Annotated in this window: 14 protein-coding genes and 2 pseudogenes; 7 read left to right on the forward strand and 9 right to left on the reverse strand. The window is 50.6% G+C overall.

All coding sequences use genetic code 11. The features are described 5' to 3' along the window. Window positions 1-25 precede the first annotated feature (25 nt). From LY622_RS05915 to LY622_RS05925, 3 genes are all read left to right on the forward strand, one after another. Window positions 26-802 (forward strand): aminoglycoside adenylyltransferase family protein, encoded by a 777-nt coding sequence (locus LY622_RS05915; RefSeq protein WP_234290123.1) that lies wholly within the window; start codon window positions 26-28, stop codon window positions 800-802. Window positions 803-1,122: 320 nt separating this feature from the next. Continuing rightward, a complete protein-coding gene (locus tag LY622_RS05920; protein WP_234290039.1) occupies window positions 1,123-1,563 on the forward strand; it encodes a LexA family protein in 441 nt (146 codons plus the stop codon). 15 nt (window positions 1,564-1,578) lie between these two features. Further along, a complete protein-coding gene (locus tag LY622_RS05925; protein ID WP_234290040.1) occupies window positions 1,579-2,853 on the forward strand; it encodes a Y-family DNA polymerase in 1,275 nt (424 codons plus the stop codon). 134 nt (window positions 2,854-2,987) lie between these two features. On the opposite strand, the gene LY622_RS05930 is transcribed toward LY622_RS05925, so the two are convergent. Together LY622_RS05930 and LY622_RS05935 are read right to left on the reverse strand one after the other, a co-directional pair. Then, window positions 2,988-4,553 (reverse strand): hypothetical protein, encoded by a 1,566-nt coding sequence (locus LY622_RS05930; RefSeq protein ID WP_234290041.1) that lies wholly within the window; start codon window positions 4,551-4,553, stop codon window positions 2,988-2,990. Window positions 4,554-5,330: 777 nt separating this feature from the next. Further along, window positions 5,331-5,999, reverse strand: a complete 669-nt coding sequence (locus LY622_RS05935) for an SOS response-associated peptidase (protein WP_234290042.1) — start codon at window positions 5,997-5,999, stop codon at window positions 5,331-5,333. A 247-nt stretch (window positions 6,000-6,246) separates the two neighbouring features. On the opposite strand from LY622_RS05935, the gene LY622_RS05940 reads away from it, so the two are divergent. Next, a complete protein-coding gene (locus tag LY622_RS05940; RefSeq protein WP_234290043.1) occupies window positions 6,247-7,089 on the forward strand; it encodes a hypothetical protein in 843 nt (280 codons plus the stop codon). A 3,135-nt stretch (window positions 7,090-10,224) separates the two neighbouring features. Further along, window positions 10,225-10,710, forward strand: a complete 486-nt coding sequence (locus tag LY622_RS05945) for a Hachiman antiphage defense system protein HamA (RefSeq protein ID WP_234290044.1) — start codon at window positions 10,225-10,227, stop codon at window positions 10,708-10,710. 1,041 nt (window positions 10,711-11,751) lie between these two features. Here the strand turns inward: LY622_RS05945 and LY622_RS05950 are convergent. The 3 genes and pseudogenes from LY622_RS05950 to LY622_RS22645 form a co-directional block, all read right to left on the reverse strand. Beyond that, a pseudogene (locus tag LY622_RS05950) lies at window positions 11,752-11,903 on the reverse strand (IS481 family transposase); the annotation flags it as partial. 29 nt (window positions 11,904-11,932) lie between these two features. Next, window positions 11,933-12,213: pseudogene (locus tag LY622_RS05955) on the reverse strand (IS3 family transposase); the annotation flags it as partial. After that, window positions 12,171-12,479: a transposase gene (locus LY622_RS22645; protein ID WP_369413777.1), complete on the reverse strand. Its 309-nt coding sequence runs from the start codon at window positions 12,477-12,479 to the stop codon at window positions 12,171-12,173. The pseudogene LY622_RS05955 and the gene LY622_RS22645, both read right to left, overlap by 43 nt. 508 nt (window positions 12,480-12,987) lie before the next feature. Between LY622_RS22645 and LY622_RS05960 the strand changes: the two genes are divergently transcribed. Continuing rightward, complete coding sequence (locus LY622_RS05960; RefSeq protein ID WP_234290045.1) at window positions 12,988-13,359, forward strand: histone-like nucleoid-structuring protein, MvaT/MvaU family; 372 nt, start codon at window positions 12,988-12,990, stop codon at window positions 13,357-13,359. A 30-nt stretch (window positions 13,360-13,389) separates the two neighbouring features. On the opposite strand, the gene LY622_RS05965 is transcribed toward LY622_RS05960, so the two are convergent. The 3 genes from LY622_RS05965 to LY622_RS05975 all read right to left on the reverse strand — a co-directional run bounded on the left by LY622_RS05965 (window position 13,390) and on the right by LY622_RS05975 (window position 14,621). Beyond that, window positions 13,390-13,557, reverse strand: a complete 168-nt coding sequence (locus tag LY622_RS05965; RefSeq protein ID WP_234290046.1) for a hypothetical protein — start codon at window positions 13,555-13,557, stop codon at window positions 13,390-13,392. 63 nt (window positions 13,558-13,620) lie between these two features. Beyond that, window positions 13,621-13,971 carry a hypothetical protein gene (locus tag LY622_RS05970; protein ID WP_234290047.1) on the reverse strand — a complete coding sequence of 117 codons (351 nt, stop codon included), beginning with the start codon at window positions 13,969-13,971 and terminating at the stop codon, window positions 13,621-13,623. Window positions 13,972-14,210: 239 nt separating this feature from the next. Next, window positions 14,211-14,621 carry a hypothetical protein gene (locus tag LY622_RS05975; RefSeq protein ID WP_234290048.1) on the reverse strand — a complete coding sequence of 137 codons (411 nt, stop codon included), beginning with the start codon at window positions 14,619-14,621 and terminating at the stop codon, window positions 14,211-14,213. A gap of 284 nt (window positions 14,622-14,905) precedes the next feature. Here LY622_RS05975 and LY622_RS05980 point away from each other — a divergent pair, with 284 nt between their 5' ends. Then, complete coding sequence (locus tag LY622_RS05980) at window positions 14,906-15,538, forward strand: recombinase family protein (protein WP_234290049.1); 633 nt, start codon at window positions 14,906-14,908, stop codon at window positions 15,536-15,538. A 41-nt stretch (window positions 15,539-15,579) separates the two neighbouring features. Here LY622_RS05980 and LY622_RS05985 read toward each other — a convergent pair whose 3' ends face one another. Continuing rightward, entirely contained in the window at window positions 15,580-17,343 is a 1,764-nt protein-coding gene (locus tag LY622_RS05985) for a ThiF family adenylyltransferase (protein ID WP_234290050.1), read from the reverse strand. Between the last annotated feature and the right edge of the window lie 299 nt (window positions 17,344-17,642).

The raw sequence follows: 17,642 nt of genomic DNA on the forward strand, positions 1-17,642 counted from the left end.
AGAGAGACAGGACCTCCCGGCGGATATGGCAGATACAGAGATACCAGATGAAGCGAAAAATGCACAGTCAGTCGTTGAAGGTGTGCTTGGTGATTCGATTATCGGCATTTATCTCTTCGGCTCTGCCGTTGTTGGTGGTTTAAAGCGCGATAGCGACGTAGATATCTTGGTTGCAGTCTCTACCCCGCCTACCTTTGAGCAAAGAAAGACCCTAGTGTCTCAGTTAATGAGCGTATCCGGCGCGATCGGGAATCCGCAAGCCATCAGGCCGGTAGAGCTGACGGTGATAACGGTTTCTGATGTCGTGCCGTGGCAATTCCCGCCTCGGGCTGAGTTTGTATACGGTGAGTGGTTGCGAGAGGAATTTGACGCCGGAAGCGTTCCGGAACCAGTCCAAGATCCTGATCTTGCAATTGTTCTGAAGAAAGTGATGGATAACAGCCTGCCGCTGTATGGAAGCTATGCTGCTAAGGTTTTTGAGCCGGTACCAATGACTGATATCCGGAGGGCAATCCGGGATTCTTTGCCCAGTCTTTTGGCAGAGGCAGCTGGAGATGAGCGTAATGTCGTTTTGACCTTGTCGCGTATGTGGCTGACCGCAACTACTGGCGATATTGCCCCAAAAGATACGGCTGCGGAGTGGGCGGAGAAGCAAGCACCTCCTCACCACGCAATGCTATTGAAGTATGCGCGGGAAGGCTACCTGGGAAAGATTGAGGATCGATGGGGGAGGCAGGAGGATTTTGAAGCGCTTGTTTTCTATATGAAAAACTCGATTGAGGAGTGCATTGATGCCCCGTAGGGATAAATGCCCTAACAATCACAGGCACAGGCACAGGCACAGGCACAGGCACAGGCACAGGCACAGGCACAGGCACAGGCACAGGCACAGGCACAGGGACAAATTTTCCCATGCTGTGGGCGTTATATATCAAAAAAATCTCAAAGGCTGCTTCTGGCCGAATCCAGAAATTCTGTCACTGCTAAAGTAGGGATACTGAATAAATGCCTGCTGCGGACGAGGAATAGGCCAAGTTTAGCCTCACGAGTGTCCGGAGACCTTGGCAGACGGCGCCTCCTGCCTGATACTGTATAAATATCAGGTATCAATAGGAGGCCACCATGTCCCACGACACGCTCATCCCTGCCCATCCGGAGCCGCCGGCCTTGCCGCTCCCGTTCCCGTTGGTCCTCACGCGGGGCGGCCTCTCGGGCTTTCCCAGCCCGGCCCAAGACTACGAGGGGCGCACTCTGGATCTCAACGAACGGTTGGTGAAGCGAGCTGCTTCGACCTTCTTCATGACCGTGACCGGCGACAGCATGGAGGCACTAGGCATCCATGCCGGCGACCTCCTGGTAATCGACAGCGCAATCGAGCCAAGGCCAGGACACATCCTGGTGGCGTCTGTGGAAGGGGAGCTGGTGGTGAAGCGCTATGAGCTGATTGGTAATCGGCCCTACCTGACCTCGGGTAACCCCAGCTATCGGCCGATCCCTGCTGCTGATCTGGAATGCCAAGCCTGGGGCGTCGTTCGTGCCGTGGTCCATGAGTACCTCGTGTAGTCTGGATGCAGCGCCATGATCGGACTAATTGACTGCAATAACTTTTATGTCAGCTGTGAAAGGGCCTTCCAGCCACGTCTCGAGGGCGTTCCCGTGGGTGTGCTCTCTAACAACGACGGCTGCGTGATCGCACGCTCCAATGAACTCAAGGCACTGGGGGTGGAGATGGGCACACCGGCCTTTGAGCTGAGGCCGCTGCTGCGTCAGCACCGAATCCAGCTGCTGTCGTCCAACTATGAGCTATACGGCGACATGTCCTCTCGGGTACAGCAGGTGCTGGAGGAGTACTCGGCAGGGGTCGAGCCGTATTCGATCGACGAGATGTTTGTGCGCTTCGATGGTTTCGCTCCCGAACAAATGCTTGCCCATGCCCAGGAACTGTTCACCAAAGTACGGCGATACACACATATCCCCGTCAGCGTTGGGATTGCCCCAACCCGCACCCTGGCCAAGTTGGCCAACCGGGCGGCCAAAAAGATACCGATCTATGGCGGCGTTTGCGTACTTAGGCCCGGCAGCGCTCAGTGTGAGGCGCTGTTGCAGCAGGTGTCGCTGGGCGATGTATGGGGTGTGGGACGTCGGCTGGTCGAAAGGCTAGGCCTACTTGGCATTCAGTCGGCGTGGGACTTGGCGCAGGCGGAGCCGAAGCAGATTCGACAACGCTTCTCGGTGACCTTGGAGCGCACCTGCTTGGAGTTGAAGGGGATCCCATGCATCGAGATGAACGATTCGGGGGAGGCCCGTCAGCGAATCATGACCTCGCGCTCCTTCGGCCGCCTGACCGGAAACCGGCAGGAGATCCACCAGGCCATCCGGCAGTTCGCTCAGCGCAGCGCCGAGAAGCTGCGGACCCAGAACAGCGTGGCGCGTGCCGTCTATGTATTTCTCAAAACCAATTGTCACCGTCCCGATCTGCCGCAGTACTCCCCCAGCACCATCGTGGAACTGCCTCAGCCCACCGACGATAGCCGTGACATCCTGCATGCCGCCAGCCAAGCATTCGATGCCATCTATCGTCCGCGTTACCTGTTCATGAAAGCGGGTGTGATGCTGGTCGATCTGGTGGATGCCAATCGGCAACAGCTCTCGCTGCTGGATACACCAGAGAGCCGAGCTGACCGTGAACGCAACGACCGCCTGATGGCGACCCTCGACAAACTCAACGGCAGGATAGGACGTGGCACTGTGACGTTCGGACGTCCCTCGGCCAGTGCTGCCTGGCATCTTCGCTGTGCCAACCGCACACCACGCTGGACAACGCACTGGGATGAGCTGCCCAAGGTGCATTAACAGCTGCTGTCAGTCGCATATAAGCAGCGCTGGAATAGGACTTTTTGGTCCAGGCTTGGAGCTGTCAACTGAACTTGGGGTATGCATCCGAGGAGACAAGTGTCCGGTAATTACCTTAACTTTTGTGACAACAACTATAATCTTGCATACTTAAGCTTAGGGTTGCCCAATAAATTATACACGGACCTTAGGTTTTCGTCGTTTGGCTCATCTTCGCGCAACCAGCGAATTGGAAAGTTTAAGTAAGATGCCCAATTAGCTGCTTTTTTGAAATCTCGCCATCGTCCAGTTTTTGCTGCGACCTCGAGATATTGATTAAGCAAGCGGTACTGGTAATTGCCAGCACTATATTTGGCTAGCGTGTACGCTTCCTGGTAGTAATGAAAAGCGTCACCATAATGCCCTGACCAGTAGCAGGATGCTCCTTGTAGCCAGGGAATAAGCCATGGGGCATGTTTGTCGATTTGATGCAGACGTATTTCGTCACAAATAATGGTTAATGAATCATTAATGGATGCCGAATCGTTGAGCATCTTTAAGGCATCTTCGACAATATCCTCAAATCGCTCCGGCTTATCTGCATTGCTCCGGTTTTGACTATCTATTGGCACCAAAGCACTGTAGGGGCCATAACGCTTTTCTAGCCAGTTAATTATACCTGGGTTAACTTTATGGTCATCTCCCATGTGTTCGTTAATTAATTTTTGAGCTGAAGTTTTTTTGGCTTCAAAATGACCCCAAAAGCCGGCAAGTATTTTCCACCTCAATTGATGGTATTGCTTGCTAGGCTTGTTCATAAAAGTCGCATGCTTTTGAAGCTCATGGTCATATTCAATTATCTCTTCTTGTATCCAAGAGACATACTTCTTGATCTGCGCAATAACGTCAAATAGGAAGTCAGTCCCATAGTAGTGCTCAATATCTTTTGCGATCATTGTTGAAATGCGTGACAAAGACACGACCGTAATAATATTATTGCGTTTCGAGTTTTCAACAAAAATTCCGTTATCTGATAAGGCCTGAAAGGAGTCATCAAGATTTTTCTTGAGAACAAACATGCTGGGAATGGCCTGCCCACTTGTCCAAGACTTTGCGCACTTAAGATTGTTGTCTAGGTGATAATCCGTGCCGATGCCGTGCGGTTGGTGAAATCGGGTTTGTGAAACACCAACCACGTCATATGCCCATTTTAGAGCGTGTGAAAGTGGCCATGTCACTCCACCGTGCTTCTCTGCTGGAAGATACCAAAACTCTTTGTCTGGCGTAATCGTACAAGGGTAGTGAGGCCTCCATTTGAGCCAGCTTAAAGTAAGAGAGCGGACACCGACATCCACTCCATATGCTGTCACAAAATACCGAACCGTGTCCGGCTTAGACATCAGCGTGCCTTTTTCTTTGATCAAGTCATAATAGCATTCATATAAGTCGTTGATGATATCCTCAATCTGGCTTGCTGTTATTGGACAGGTGAGCACTTCTGAAAGCAATTGGCTAGCAGCAGCGAATGATTCATATAAATTATTTTCTAGCTCACCTTCCTCTGCGGCAAGGCGTTGTAATTTCTTCTGTATGCTTTTTTTTTCTTCCTCAGAGAATATGTTGTTATTGCCATGAGCGCCTTTCCGAGGCATTGTTCCTGAAGCTCGGAATACGTATTTAACAACATCTCCAAGTGAAGGGTAGCCTAGCTCTTTGCGCATATTGATGAAGGCCCTAGAGTATGCTAGGGCCTCTCCATTGGTTTAGCGATTGTTCGGGTTAAACTGCTTCCCACGATTGCCGTGCACTTTCCCGTTCTCATGGTTGGTGCCGTTGGTACCCCTATTGGGGTTAAGTGCATTTGAGCGATCATTGAGTTGCTGGCGTGTCTTTTGAGTTGTCTTGCTAGTCATCTGCATGTCCTCTGCTGGTTTGCGTCTATCAGGCTATAGACAGTCACTATTATCGACAAGTCTGTTTTTGGCGACGGCTATTTCATGCTCTCTCCCCCAGCAGAGCCCTGGTCTGGATCTCTCGCACCCTGACGGTACCAAGGCCGCTAATACGGGTAAGGCGATCCGCAGACGTCTAGGGTCGACCTTCTACGATGTCCTTGCCACGGGCCGGGCCGATGTGTGGCAAGTCTTCCAGGCGCGAGCCGCTACTCGTATTGAGGTCGATGCAATCGGGAGCCGAGGTGCTAGGCAGAAGCGTCCCGCTGACGGCATGCACGGTTTGCAGCTTGGCGCCGCTCAGGCCGACATAGACTGGTGCATGGTCGGAGATGCGGTCATGTGCCTCTTGGTGGTCCAGAGGCAGGAGGTATCATTTTGGCAAGCGGTAATCAGCCGAGATGGCGGATGTTCCAGCTGCCGCTCAGGACATCGGCCTGAGCGGCTAGTGGGAGGCGGGCCAGCCAGGCCACGAACAGGCGATTCAGCATGATCCTTCTGCCCCCTGCGTAAAACGACCTATGATCTTGGGGGGAGGGACAAACATCAATGCGAGCCGGAGGTAACAGGCTCGATCAGCTTGGGATCGTTCTCGATGGGTTTGTTGACGCGCGACGACACGGGCCAGTGGGTGATGTACTCGGCGCTCAGGTGATGAATGACCTGGCGCATTATCTCACGGTCTGTCATGTCTGGATCGAGCCAAGGCTCCAGGCTCTCGTCATCTAGCACGAGCGGCATGCGGGCATGGATCTGCTTGGCAACGCCGCGAGCGGGTTCGGTCAAGATCGCGCAGCCGGGGACACCATCGACGCGCTCGGCCCAGATTGCTGCCAGCCAGATCAGCTCACGATCCTCGCGGCAAAAGTAGTGCGGTTGCTTCTGGCCATCAACTACCACCCATTCGAACCATCCATCTGCCGGTACAAGGCATCGATGGTGGGCAAACGCTCCCTTGAAGAAGTTGGAGATGGCCACCTTCTCGACAGTGGCATTGATCGGCTCAGGGGCGTCCTCCTTAGCCCACTGAGGCTTGTATCCCCACCACACTTTATCTAGTACTAGGGAAGAGTCGTCATCATGTCGCCTGACGACATGAATCCAGGTGCCAGGGGCCACGTTGTAGCAGGGCTTCCAGCTACTGTGCGGCTCGGACAGCCCGAGACGGCCAGCTACGCTGGAAATCTCGGAGAAATGCACAAAACGTCCGCACATGATCAGCGGGACCTCGCGATGTCATCGGCTTTCGTTAGCTGGCGGCAGTTGATCTCTGCCTCATTGTACCAGCCTTCAAGGAGCGCTTCTGTCGATGCTGGCATGACGAAGAAATGTCACTATTGATAGATCCAATCTCTCGTACCAGTCGTGCAACTGTTGCGCCATTTCTGCTCTGTTGTCATGCTCTTATAATAGAGAACAGATGTTGCTGTCGAATAATATTTACTCGATAGGGGGATATTATATGAAGTTGGCTGAAATTGAAACGCAGCTAAACATGATTTCAAAAATGCTTAAAGTGTCGTTACAACTTGGCATGGGGATAGGTTTACTTATAATTCTTATATATAGCGGTGGCGTTGGATACTATCCCTCTGGCTTGACGGTAGGCGATGGCATTTTGTTAATCGCAGTGGCCCTTGTATTCGGTTTGGTGTATTCAGTCGTGGTGCTCCTTCTCTTTTGTGTGTCTATTATTGCATTGCGGCAGTTGCGAAAACTAGGCGTTCCTTATTTTAATAAAAACTGGTTCTATAATAAGGTTCGTAACATACCTAGGGAAGGCGAAGAGTCTAAGTTTCTACCATTGACAAAGGGTAAGCTTAAGAAAGCCTTGCGCTACAATGCTGTTACTATTTTTGCTTTGTTGGCCTTAATTGTAATGCTCAAGGATTTGTTGTCGATCAAAGAGGTGGTTTCATCAGTTGTGCTCATGACGGTTTTCTATCTGATATGGGATTCGATAGATGAGTTTTGTGAAGAATCAGAAGAAAAGAAAAAGTCGAAGAGTAAAATAAGTGTTGTCTTTGTGTTGGTAATCTATCTAATACCTGTTATTAATGCTGCTCAATTTGGAGGTAATTTAATTGCTAACGCATTAAGTTTGATTGGCGTTAGAAATGAAAGTGCTACTGTTCAGTTCAAAGACGACTACAGGAAGTTCGTCGAGTCAGAGGTTGGGCAGGAGGATAATCGTATTTATAAGGCGTCTCTTTTGCTTCATGGTCTTGGGGCCAATAGTGTGCTGGAGATAAATAAAAAACGTTTTGTTGTCCCCAGTTCGCAGTATTTTATAATGTATGAGTAGAGTGTTGGTTTTTGTGTAAAGGGGACTGTTTATCGCAGGCACTGCAAGTGGATCTTTGCGAAGGTATTATGACAACCTTGTCTAATTGATCGCTCTGGTCGAGGCTATATTGAAATTTAGATTATTCCTAGAGCAGGAAGTTGTACGCGTAATTTGGTGGGGTTTCATATACAGCCTCCTCAAAATTTTCGAGAGATCGCCAAATCCAAAAAATTCTTAAGATATGTGATATACTTCAAATTTTTCACACAGTCTCATCCGCATTCTGTAATCAAGATGCTATAAGCACGACCTGTCTTTTACTTGGGCAAGCCATAAAATGAAGACATCTGTTGGTGGCACCCTTCTAGCTAATGCATCCATTCTAGCGCAGCTCAGCTACTATAGCTTATTTACCAAGCGTGGTCGCCGATATCGATTGGATGCCCATGCATCACCTACTTATCCCAAGTAAATTTCATGGTGGCGCATTATCGGCGAGTCAGGAAATTAGCGGCAGTTTTTGCTCATCGCCTGAAAGTGCTCCTGGACCTGTTTGTCAATGGCCTGAAGGTGGGCCAGGGCGTGCTTACGGAAAGTGCTTTCTATGGCAACCAGTATCTCAGGGCACTCAGAGCGAAAAGTATGCCGATCATTCCCGTCAGGCACCCGTCCGTCGTGCTCTATACACTCCCTGACGCCTATGAACTACTGATCAGAGCTTAGATGACCTGTCAGGTGGTCCAGAGGATGGGGTCCCTTCAGTGCTTCCCCAAGGAAACTGACTTTCGGCAGGTTACTGATACCGAGCCGCCGCCTCTCGCCCCAGCAATCGGGGGCGTTGCCTATACCACATCGCGCCAGGTCCCATCTGCGCGTCATCGTATTCCGTAGCGCATTCTGCTAGCCGGCAGCTGAAATAGGGCCGTGGGGTAGGGAGGATCCACGGCCCTATCCTGGTTGATCTCGCTCAGCGCGGCGCGATGGCCCGCCTCTCGCCTCACCACCCGGGATGCTTTGCCTACACCACATTCGGCGGCCGGTCGCTATCCCCGATCCCACTGGCACGCTAGAAGGCGCCTGAAGGGCGATCAGCTAGGCACCATGACTCACCGGAACCGTCAAAACCGGCCGGAGGGTAGGGAGGATCGACGGCTATATCCAGGTTGATCCCACTCAGCTAGGCACGATGGCTCACCGGTTTCAGCGGAGGGTGCGTTGCCTACACCACATCCGGCAGCTGGTCGCTATCCCCGACCTATGAACTCACTTTCATGAGTCTCCAAGCGAGCGGTTAAAGACATTTCTAGAGGTGAATGATCGTGCCTAGTAGGCCACCGTCCAGGGGAACTGGTGAGCGATTGTGCCGAGATCGGACCTGCCGAGGCCGTTGTGGTGAGCCATTGTGCCTAGCTGAGGGCCGCCAGGGCACTCCCAGGAGTGATCATGGCTAGTTGGTAGCTGCCGAAGCCGTTGTGGTGAGTGATTGTGCCTAGCTGAGAGCCGCCAGGGCACTCCCGGTGAGTGATTGTGCCTAGCTGAGAGCCGCCAGGGCACTCCCAGTAGTGATCATGCCTAGTTGGTAGCTGCCGAAGCCGTTGTGGTGAGTCTTAGTGCCTAGCTGACGGCCACCCAGAACTCCTCCGGTGAGTAATTGTGCCGAGATCGGTGCTGCCGGGACTGTTGTGGTGAGCCATTGTGCCGAGCTGATGGCTGCTCAAGCTACTTCCGGTGAGTGATCGTGCCGAGTAAGGAACTGCCGAAGCCGTTGTGGTGAGCGATTGTGCCTAGCTTAGGGCCGGCAGGGCATTCCAGGTGAGTGATCGTGCCGAGTTGATAGCTGCCGAGGCCGTTGTGGTGAGCGATAGTGCCTAGCTGCGGGCCACCAGGGCACTCCCGGGGAGTGATCGTGCCGAGTTGGTAGCTGCCAAAGCCGTTGTGGTGAGTCTTTGTGCCTAGCTGACGGCCACCCAGAACTCCTCCGGCGAGTGATTGTGCCGAGATCGGTGCTGCCGGGACTGTTGTGGTGAGCCATTGTGCCTAGCTGATGGCCGCCAGGGCTCTAACGGTGAGTGATCGTGCCGAGTTGATAGCTGCCGAGGCCGTTGTGGTGAGCGATAGTGCCTAGCTGCGGGCCACCAGGGCACTCCCGAGGAGTGATCGTGCCGAGTTGGTAGCTGCCAAAGCCGTTGTGGTGAGCCATTGTGCCTAGCTGATGGCCGCCAGGGCTCTAACGGTGAGTGATCGTGCCGAGTTGATAGCTGCCGAAGCCGTTGTGGTGAGAGATTGTGCCTAACTGATGGCCGCCAGGGCTCTAACGGTGAGTGATCGTGCCGAGTTGATAGCTGCCGAAGCCGTTGTGGTGAGAGATTGTGCCTAGCTGCGGGCCGCCAGGGCTCTAACGGTGAGTGAACGTGCCGAGTTGATAGCTGCCGAAGCCGTTGTGGTGAGAGATTGTGCCTAGCTGCGGGCCGCCAGGGCACTATCGTGAGTGATCGTGCCGAGTTGGTAGCTGCCGAGGCCGTTGTGGTGAGTCATTGTGCCGATTAAGCCGCCACCCGATGCTGTTATGGTGAGCCATTGTTCTGATCTGGGTGAACGAACTGGGCACGATCCCTCACCGCTAGCTGGCGTGATGTGAGGCTGATGGCCGCCGACGAGCTTTCTTGCTGTTCAAGCTCACCTTGAACACGGCACTTTCACTGTCGCCGAGCTAGCACTGGCCCATCCCAACACATCTCGTCGGCCCCGGCCCTCCCCGTGTGGGACTGGCTTTGTCATCCATGCCCTAATCCCAACGCGTGCACAAAGGGAACATTTCACTGACACGCCTCAAGACCACCATTCGCTAATCGAAGAAAGTTTGATTAGTCTGTAATGTGAAAGTATGTATCTGCCTGATGCTGCCATGTCTCGAAATGGCGACGTCTCAGGCCTCCAGGATGGGAAGGCGCAGCTCGCGTCAGGATTCCCTCGGCGGTAGCGTGCCTGCTCGTATGGCGGTCAATACTTTCCATCAATGATCAGCTCTAAAAGACCCAAAGTTGCCATTCAGAAAGGGTGACATCAATGAAGCTGGGTAAGCGAAGTTGTCAAGGTGCCGCCAGTGCGCCATAACCGGTGTCAGGATTAGAGTCAGATAAACGGTGGAGCGCCGTGCGGCTGTATGAAAGGTGGTGCCAGTTCACCAAAGAAAAGAATAAGCGCAAGCATTACTGGACCTACGTCGAGAAGGATGGTGGCCTCGATAAGATCCGCAATGACCTAGTTAACACCATCCGCTCGCACTACGATCATCTCGAACGCATCGCTGAGGACGTGGAGCGACTCGGATACGACGTCGCCAGTAAAATCCTCAGCGCCACAATGCGTCAAACGACCAAGGGAAGTTCTGGAGATCTTGGTGAGATCCTCGCTACCGAGTTGGTCGAGGAAGAGATAGGCCTTCGCTTCCCCGTTCGTCGTCTCCGATACAAGGATGGGGTCATTTACATGGGACAATCATGCGATACCCAGGCTCCTCAGTTTGGCAAAGGTGTGTGGGGTTGGGCAAATGGAGGGGTTAGAATCCAGTTTGTGGACACAGTTATTGGATTTCCTCGCCAAGTATCACTATTTTCCGATGGTCGTTGCCGCATGTAAAAAACCTGGATTCAGAATTGCCGCTTAATTTTTTGATAAGGATTACTTAGATAGAAATGCTTTCACTGGCCAGTTAGCCTGCTATCCAAGAACCAACCTAAAGAAGTGGTGAAGTATGGGATGTAATGCATGGAACCACCCGCTAGATTGTACCTGCGGCTGGGGAGGAGATGGGCATTTAGGAAAAGGTGGGAAGGGTAGCTTCAGAGATAAGCATTTAAGTTACCAGGCAAGCACGAACTCAGCCATTTCTAAAGATAGTGGCTGCCGTCCGACGCGCTGCCCAAAATGTGGTGGATCTGTCTTTTTTATTAGACATAATGGGGGGCAGTCTGGTTGGACCCTCCTCTCTCACCTCCATGGTACTTACATCCCTGTTTTGAGGATAATACGGATGCAAACAAGCGTAGAGGTTTGGGGGATAAAGAATCCAAAAGAAATATCTCTAAGCTATCGTCACTCGGAGTTGTCACTCAATGTGAGTATTCTGATTATTTTCATTCTACAAAGTTATCCATGGAGGCTGAGGATAAAATCATAGTATTCGAGTCTAGGGGAGATGCTAGAAAACTTAGCGGACAGCTATGCCTTTATGACCCCTCTGAGCGAGTGGTATGGGATTTCTACGAAGCTACTATAAAGTTTAACTGCATTGGGATAACCGAGGAGTTGGATGGGCACAGAGAACTAATAGTTAACAATAAAGAGTCAGTCAGAAACGAAAAGACTGCTAGCATAAGTCATTTAGTAAAGTGCAAGCTATGTAGTGCAAAGCTGAAGCCAAGAGATACGAAGGTTTCCAAGCATTATAGAAAAGTACATAATTGCCTGGTAATAGTTTCCGAAGGCGAAATAACAGGGACTGTTTTACTAGAAGAAAGTGCCTTTTAGACGCTAAGTTTACTTTCATTATCTAATCTGGTCGGAAGGAAAAGAGAGGACCCCCGAAGGCCCCGCTTTATTGTTTTGGTGCTCGCCGGGAACAAAAGATTAAAACTAGCTTCATGGCGCAGTCTATTCAGGAGGTGGGTACTGCTTCAGTTAGTTGTCGTGTGCTGTATGATTGACTACCCGTTGGTAAATGGCTTAGGCCGTTTGGCCTGCCATTCCTTCATCGCTGCAATCGGTGCTTGATGGTCCAGCGCCTTCAGCGGGATATGGTGGCTATACAGCCATCAATAGCGCTTGAGAGTGATCTTAGTCAGCATTATTGGACACCGATCTAAGCGATCATTCGAGCCTCAAAGGCCTCTGGGCTAATCATCCCGATTGCACTGTGCCGGCGCTGCCGGTTGTAGTGCAACTCAATGACTTGAACACCTGTCGTCGCATCGCCTCACGGGTCTCGAATCGCTCACCGTGGAAGGCTTCAACCTTGAGGCTGTGGAAGAAGCTCTCAGCGCAGGCATTGTCGTAACAGTTGCCCTTGGCGCTCATGCTGCACTTGAGGTCGTGCCGCGTCAGCAACGACTGGTACAGCGTCGAGCAATACTGGCTGCCGCGAGCCGAGGCACTTTGCTGCTGTTGGCCTTGGCTCGCCATTGGTAGAGCTGACTGGGTTGAAGCCCTAGCTCACGAGCGGCGGTACTGGCACCAACACGATCAGCGAGTGCCAAGGCCTCGTCCTTGTAGGCCTGGGAGTGACGGGTACGGGTCTTCTTCACTGACGTTGACATCCACCGCGCTTTGGTCAGCCCGCGCCGCGAAAGAGATAGATCAGCATCACGGCAAGGAAGATCGGCGGGAATATCCACATCGACCGAAACCATACCCACGAACCATGCAGCCACATGTCTTCGGTACCACCCTTGTCGTTACCTACGCAGGACGGCACCTGGCCGGTTGGCTAGGCGGATTGGCCGCGCCCGACATCTGGAATGTGTCTAATTATTCCTTGATGTCGTACAGGGTGCGCGGAAATTCTGAACCGGTAAGGCTATAGATGAACAGCTGTGACGTTTGGTGGGCAAGAAGCTAGCTTCCCTTCCCGTATCCTTGATCTGTTGAGAAATGCTTGCCCATCAACGATGATCTAAGCAGCACGAGACACTCGACAGATTGATTGGTTGCTGTGAAAATGTGAAGCATATGAAGGCTATTAGACGCAGTCCTTGGCTTGGCAGCCTAGATTGAGCAGTGGTAACTTCTGCAAGCTACTCGAGTACACCACTCGCCATTTGCCATTGAACCAAGGCAGCAAGGAAAAAATGCCATTGCGTTTTTATTTACATTTAATTATCATGCCACATGTGAATTAACCCTCTAGAGACCTATCCTATGTCAAATCTTCTGCAACAGTACGCCCAGCAAGAAAAACAAATGCAGCAAATCGCTGAACAGCTGGAAAAAATGAAATCTGATCCCCGGCTCCAAACGGAGATTGAGTTCAAAAATCAGCTTGAATCGTTAATGAAGGATTTTGACAAAAGCTCTGCCGATGTTCTGTCTCTGCTCCGGCCCGGACAGCAGGCTGATAGTGGCCAGCAGGCACCGGGTCAGCGTCGGAAGCGTAAGCTAAAAATCTATGAAAATCCGCACTCGGGCGAAGTCGTTGAAACGCGAGGCGGCAATCAAAAAACCCTAAAAGCATGGAAAGACGAATTCGGCGATGAGACTGTCGAATCTTGGCTGGTCCGCACCGAAGACTGATTCAGCGCGTCGGCAGCTGCTGATGCTCGATCATGAAACCCCATACTCGCTCAGCGGTGTGGGGTTTTTTGTTGCCTGGTACCGGATGCGTGCAGGTGCTCCACCTCGAAAATGATGGCAAAGATCAAGCCAGTTCATGGCGTCGAGGGCCACATAGGACTTGAAGTTGCTGTTGTACTGCCGACGTCTCTTGCTCATGATCAGTATCTCTTGGTCGGTCTGATCTGAGCCTAGCACCTGATCAGAATTTCGTTGGCCACTTCACGTAACCTGAAGCTGATCCCGGACGTGCTTTTGATACGCACTTTCGATTGCCTCCAGGATCTTGGGGCATTCGCAGTGCAGAATATCCCGGTCAACTCCATCTGGCACTAGGCCCGCGTGGTCGATACAGCCCCTGACTGTGCGTGACAGCATCGGGTTGGGTAGGTCATGCTCTGCATCGACATCGGCGTAAATGGCGTCATACAGCTCCAAGGCTCGGGCTTCTTTCCGGAGGATAGAAAGCAGCTCATCCCCCGTTTCAGGACGCTCCTTGGCAAACTTTAGCACCCTTCCGCGCACCTCGTATGGGATAGTCTCGTCGAGATACGTTAGCACGCTGAAGTTCATGGAGAATTCCTACGTTGTTCGGCAATGCCTGAAACACTACCGCGAATCGTCCTTCCGAGTAAGGCTTCTGATTTTACCTCTTACATTGATGGCCACAAGTCTCTCAGGATTCTCGGTTTCAATTCCGTACCTGACCCGGCTGCGCGATACCTCCTTCGCCAGCGTATCGGCGCGGCGGTCAGCTTCTAGAGTCCTCAATATGACATCCATGTCGATGCTCTGGTTCATTGGATCAACATTCAGTTTACTTCCCAAGCTTGTAGTGTTTCGAATGTCGATTCGAGACATAAGTCCTTATCAGAAAAATTTCCAAAGTGCCTTATCCACCTTATTTTGTTGAGAATGTTTTGAAAGTATTTAATCCCATGATGATTGTTCCTATTAGCAAGTGCCAAGATTATGCTAAAAGGCTCATTGGCCGGTGATAAATAATCTAGATCGAAGCCTAATTCAAAGCCTTCACCCGCTAACTGAATCGCTTCATCCTTTGTTTCCGCGACCAAATCTGTTGGATCAAAGTGTTTTATGCAAAATTCCCTGTTATCAAGACCCCCACCTGGAAGCTTTACATGAATAAATAAAAATCGATATGTGGTGTCACCATCGCTGAAAGTCACCAAGACCCATTTCTCTACATTAGGAAAATCCATTTTTCTTATCTCCAAAGATTGGTTGTATAATTTTGACTCATTTTTTTCACTTGTCAATCTAGCTGATAAGTTATTGCGCTTTTTTTAGCGTCCGAATATTATTTGGAAAATTAATTTAGTTACCATTTATATTTTTAGGCTGTAATTTCCTGTGACCATTTTGGTATACCTAAACAAGTACGACTTGGTTGGCATTGCTTTTGTACTGATAATATTGCCTTTTGCATCCAAAGAGGTACAATGGATATAAATACAACCAAAACGGTACAAGGAGGTGCGCAATCATGTCCCCACAGATTTTTGTCCGTGGATATCTTCGAGCTTCTACAAATGACCAAGATGCGAATCGAGCGCGAATAGTGCTTAAGCGATTTGCCGATGAACATGGTGTCAGAGTGGCTGCTTGGTATACTGAAAATGCAAGTGGTGCTCAAGCTGATCGTTTTGAATTACTCAGACTACTAGCAGATTCAGGGCCAGGAGATGTGCTTCTAATAGAGCAGGTGGATCGACTGACCCGCTTGGCCCGAGCTGATTGGGAATCGCTTAAAGTGGCTATACAGCAAGCTGGCGTCCGAATTGTCGCTCTGGACTTACCAACGAGCCATGCAGCGATGCGGGCTACAGGTGGTGAAGATTTTACTGCCCGGATGCTTGATGCTGTTAATGACATGCTTTTGGATATGCTTGCTGCGGTGGCTAGGAAAGATTATGAAGATCGTAGGCGAAGGCAAGCAGAAGGCATTGAGAAAGCCAAATCTCGTGGCGTTTACAAGGGGAGACCTTCTGATAGCGCTCTACACTTGAGAGTGGCAGAAATTCGAACTAAAGGATTTAGCATACGCAAGACAGCTGAGCTGGCTGGGTGCTCTCCTAGTACTGTACAAAGAGTCTTGTCTTCAATTGATAACAACTGAATTTTTTACTTAAATTTTTTCTGCTTCAAAAGCATAATGAATTATGACTGTTGTGGCTGTTTATCTTGCTGGCATGCCGCACACCTTGGATGTGGTTTGATACGTGCAGTCTTCCACGATGGTGTACACAAGTTGGCATCTTCATTTCGGAAACAAATTGAACTATAATCCCAAGCGTAGTCGGGATAGCCGCTATCGCTACCGCGACACAAAGTAGCAACAGATAGCCTAGTCGCCATCATAGAAATAGACATCAAGTCAAAGGATGTGCCTGTAAAGGTTGGATCGAGGCATCCATGAGGTTGCACGGCCTCATCATCCATCTTGTCACTAGGTATCGGGATGCTTCCATCATTCTCATAATGTAGTAAGCAGCTCCAGCAGCCCGTCTCTCCAGGAGTCAGCCTGGCAACTCTTCCTCCCCATGCTCCATGAGTGGAAGATACGATGATATGTGGAATTTCATAACCTCTTGATAAACTCGATAGGTAACGATGTACTCCCATAGATGCACTTGAGTCAATGATCAAGTCACTATCCGAAATGGCTCTGTGAAGGGTTTCGTTATGAGATGATTTTTGTCCACTTTTGGCGTCAAAATAAGCTGTGCTTCCAATGCGAATGGGGATGTGTTCACCTATTTGTGTGTAGGGGTAATTGACCTTTATTAACTGAGCTATATGAATGCTCTTGTGCAATCCCGCTGCACCGAAGCCGCTTGCCCATCGGACACTATTCCCTGGCTCTACGATGTCACTGTCAACGAGGTGGAGCTTACCGATACCTGCTTTTGCCAACTCAATGGCTATAGGTGATCCGATGCTACCTAGCCCAATACAAGTGACAGTGGCACCCTCTAGCGGACTTGCTTCAGGTATTCTCTTGAAAACCTCTTTCCGGCTCTCAGCATGTGATCTTATAAGCTGTGCATCAGTTCTTGCAGTGCCTTTCACGCTCCGCCTGGCTACGACAATCCAAGTGGGAATGCTCTTTTCATGCTCTAGCTCATCATGATATGCGAATGCGTAAATATCCAGCCTATGCTCTAATGGGTGTTTTTGGTCTTTTCTATACTCCTTGAATTTGTGCATGTTTCTTGGCAGTGAGTGGCCCAAGTCCTTTTCGGCTTCTTTGATAATTGTCTTTGCATCTAAAGAAGAAGGGGGATTGCTTAGATATGCCCAATAGCCAGAAGCATTCGTATGGCAGTATATCCCAGTGTTTTGTTGGACAACTGTGTTGGTTCCGATTTTACTGCTTGTCATTTCATTGTTTGCGCTATATGCAATGCCCCTCAATGGATGTGCGCTGGACAGTCTGAGATTAAGGGTGCCTTTGCCTTGTGATATGCTTTCAGGGAGGCTGGGAAGTAATAAATGGCTGTTGATTTCGTAGGTCATATAAGCCCCAATAGGGATGCCGATCTTCTCCTCTCTGTGTTTTGCTTTAGGATCACCTTCATTGATCCGTAATATATCTGGTAGCTGTCGTGAGATTACATCTGCAATCGTATCACTGGTATCCCAAGTATCCTGTGCGTGAGCTAGTAGGCAGAGGCCGCCTTCATGAGGCTCTTGGTGTCTCAGGTTACGTTTTTGTGTAGTAACCTTGGGAGGGAAGTACGGATAATCATCGGGGAAGTAGATAGAGAGGGGGAGTTCCTCTTCTTCCCAAAGAAAGGCGGCTTGAATGATCAAGAGGCCTTTCTCCTTGGCCTCTAAATCGATCTCATATGGGATCCCATATTCAACAAAGGCCTGAGCTTCGGCTTCCAACCGCCCAGGCCATTTATCCCACCAATACATCAGCCAACCTCACGGTGCCCAGGCGAACGAGGTGTCGGAGGAGGGCCAGGAACATGGTCGGGACGTCCAGGCGTTTGGCTGGGTGGGCCCTTGGGGACGTCAGGGCGTTGGCTGTTTTCAGATCCGGGGTGCTGGCTACTACTCATCAGGTTTACCTCATCATGGGCTTCCTAATGAGTCTAGCTTGGCATTCTCAAATGTCAATATGTAGTGCTACTCCTGGTATCAGGTACTATATGATGTGATTGGCGTCCGATTTCTTCTGTAGATATATCCAGTATTTTCATTGTGTTACGCAC

The organism is Halomonas alkalisoli, assembly GCF_021412585.1.
In the GTDB taxonomy this organism is placed as follows: Bacteria; Pseudomonadota; Gammaproteobacteria; order Pseudomonadales; family Halomonadaceae; genus Halomonas; species Halomonas alkalisoli.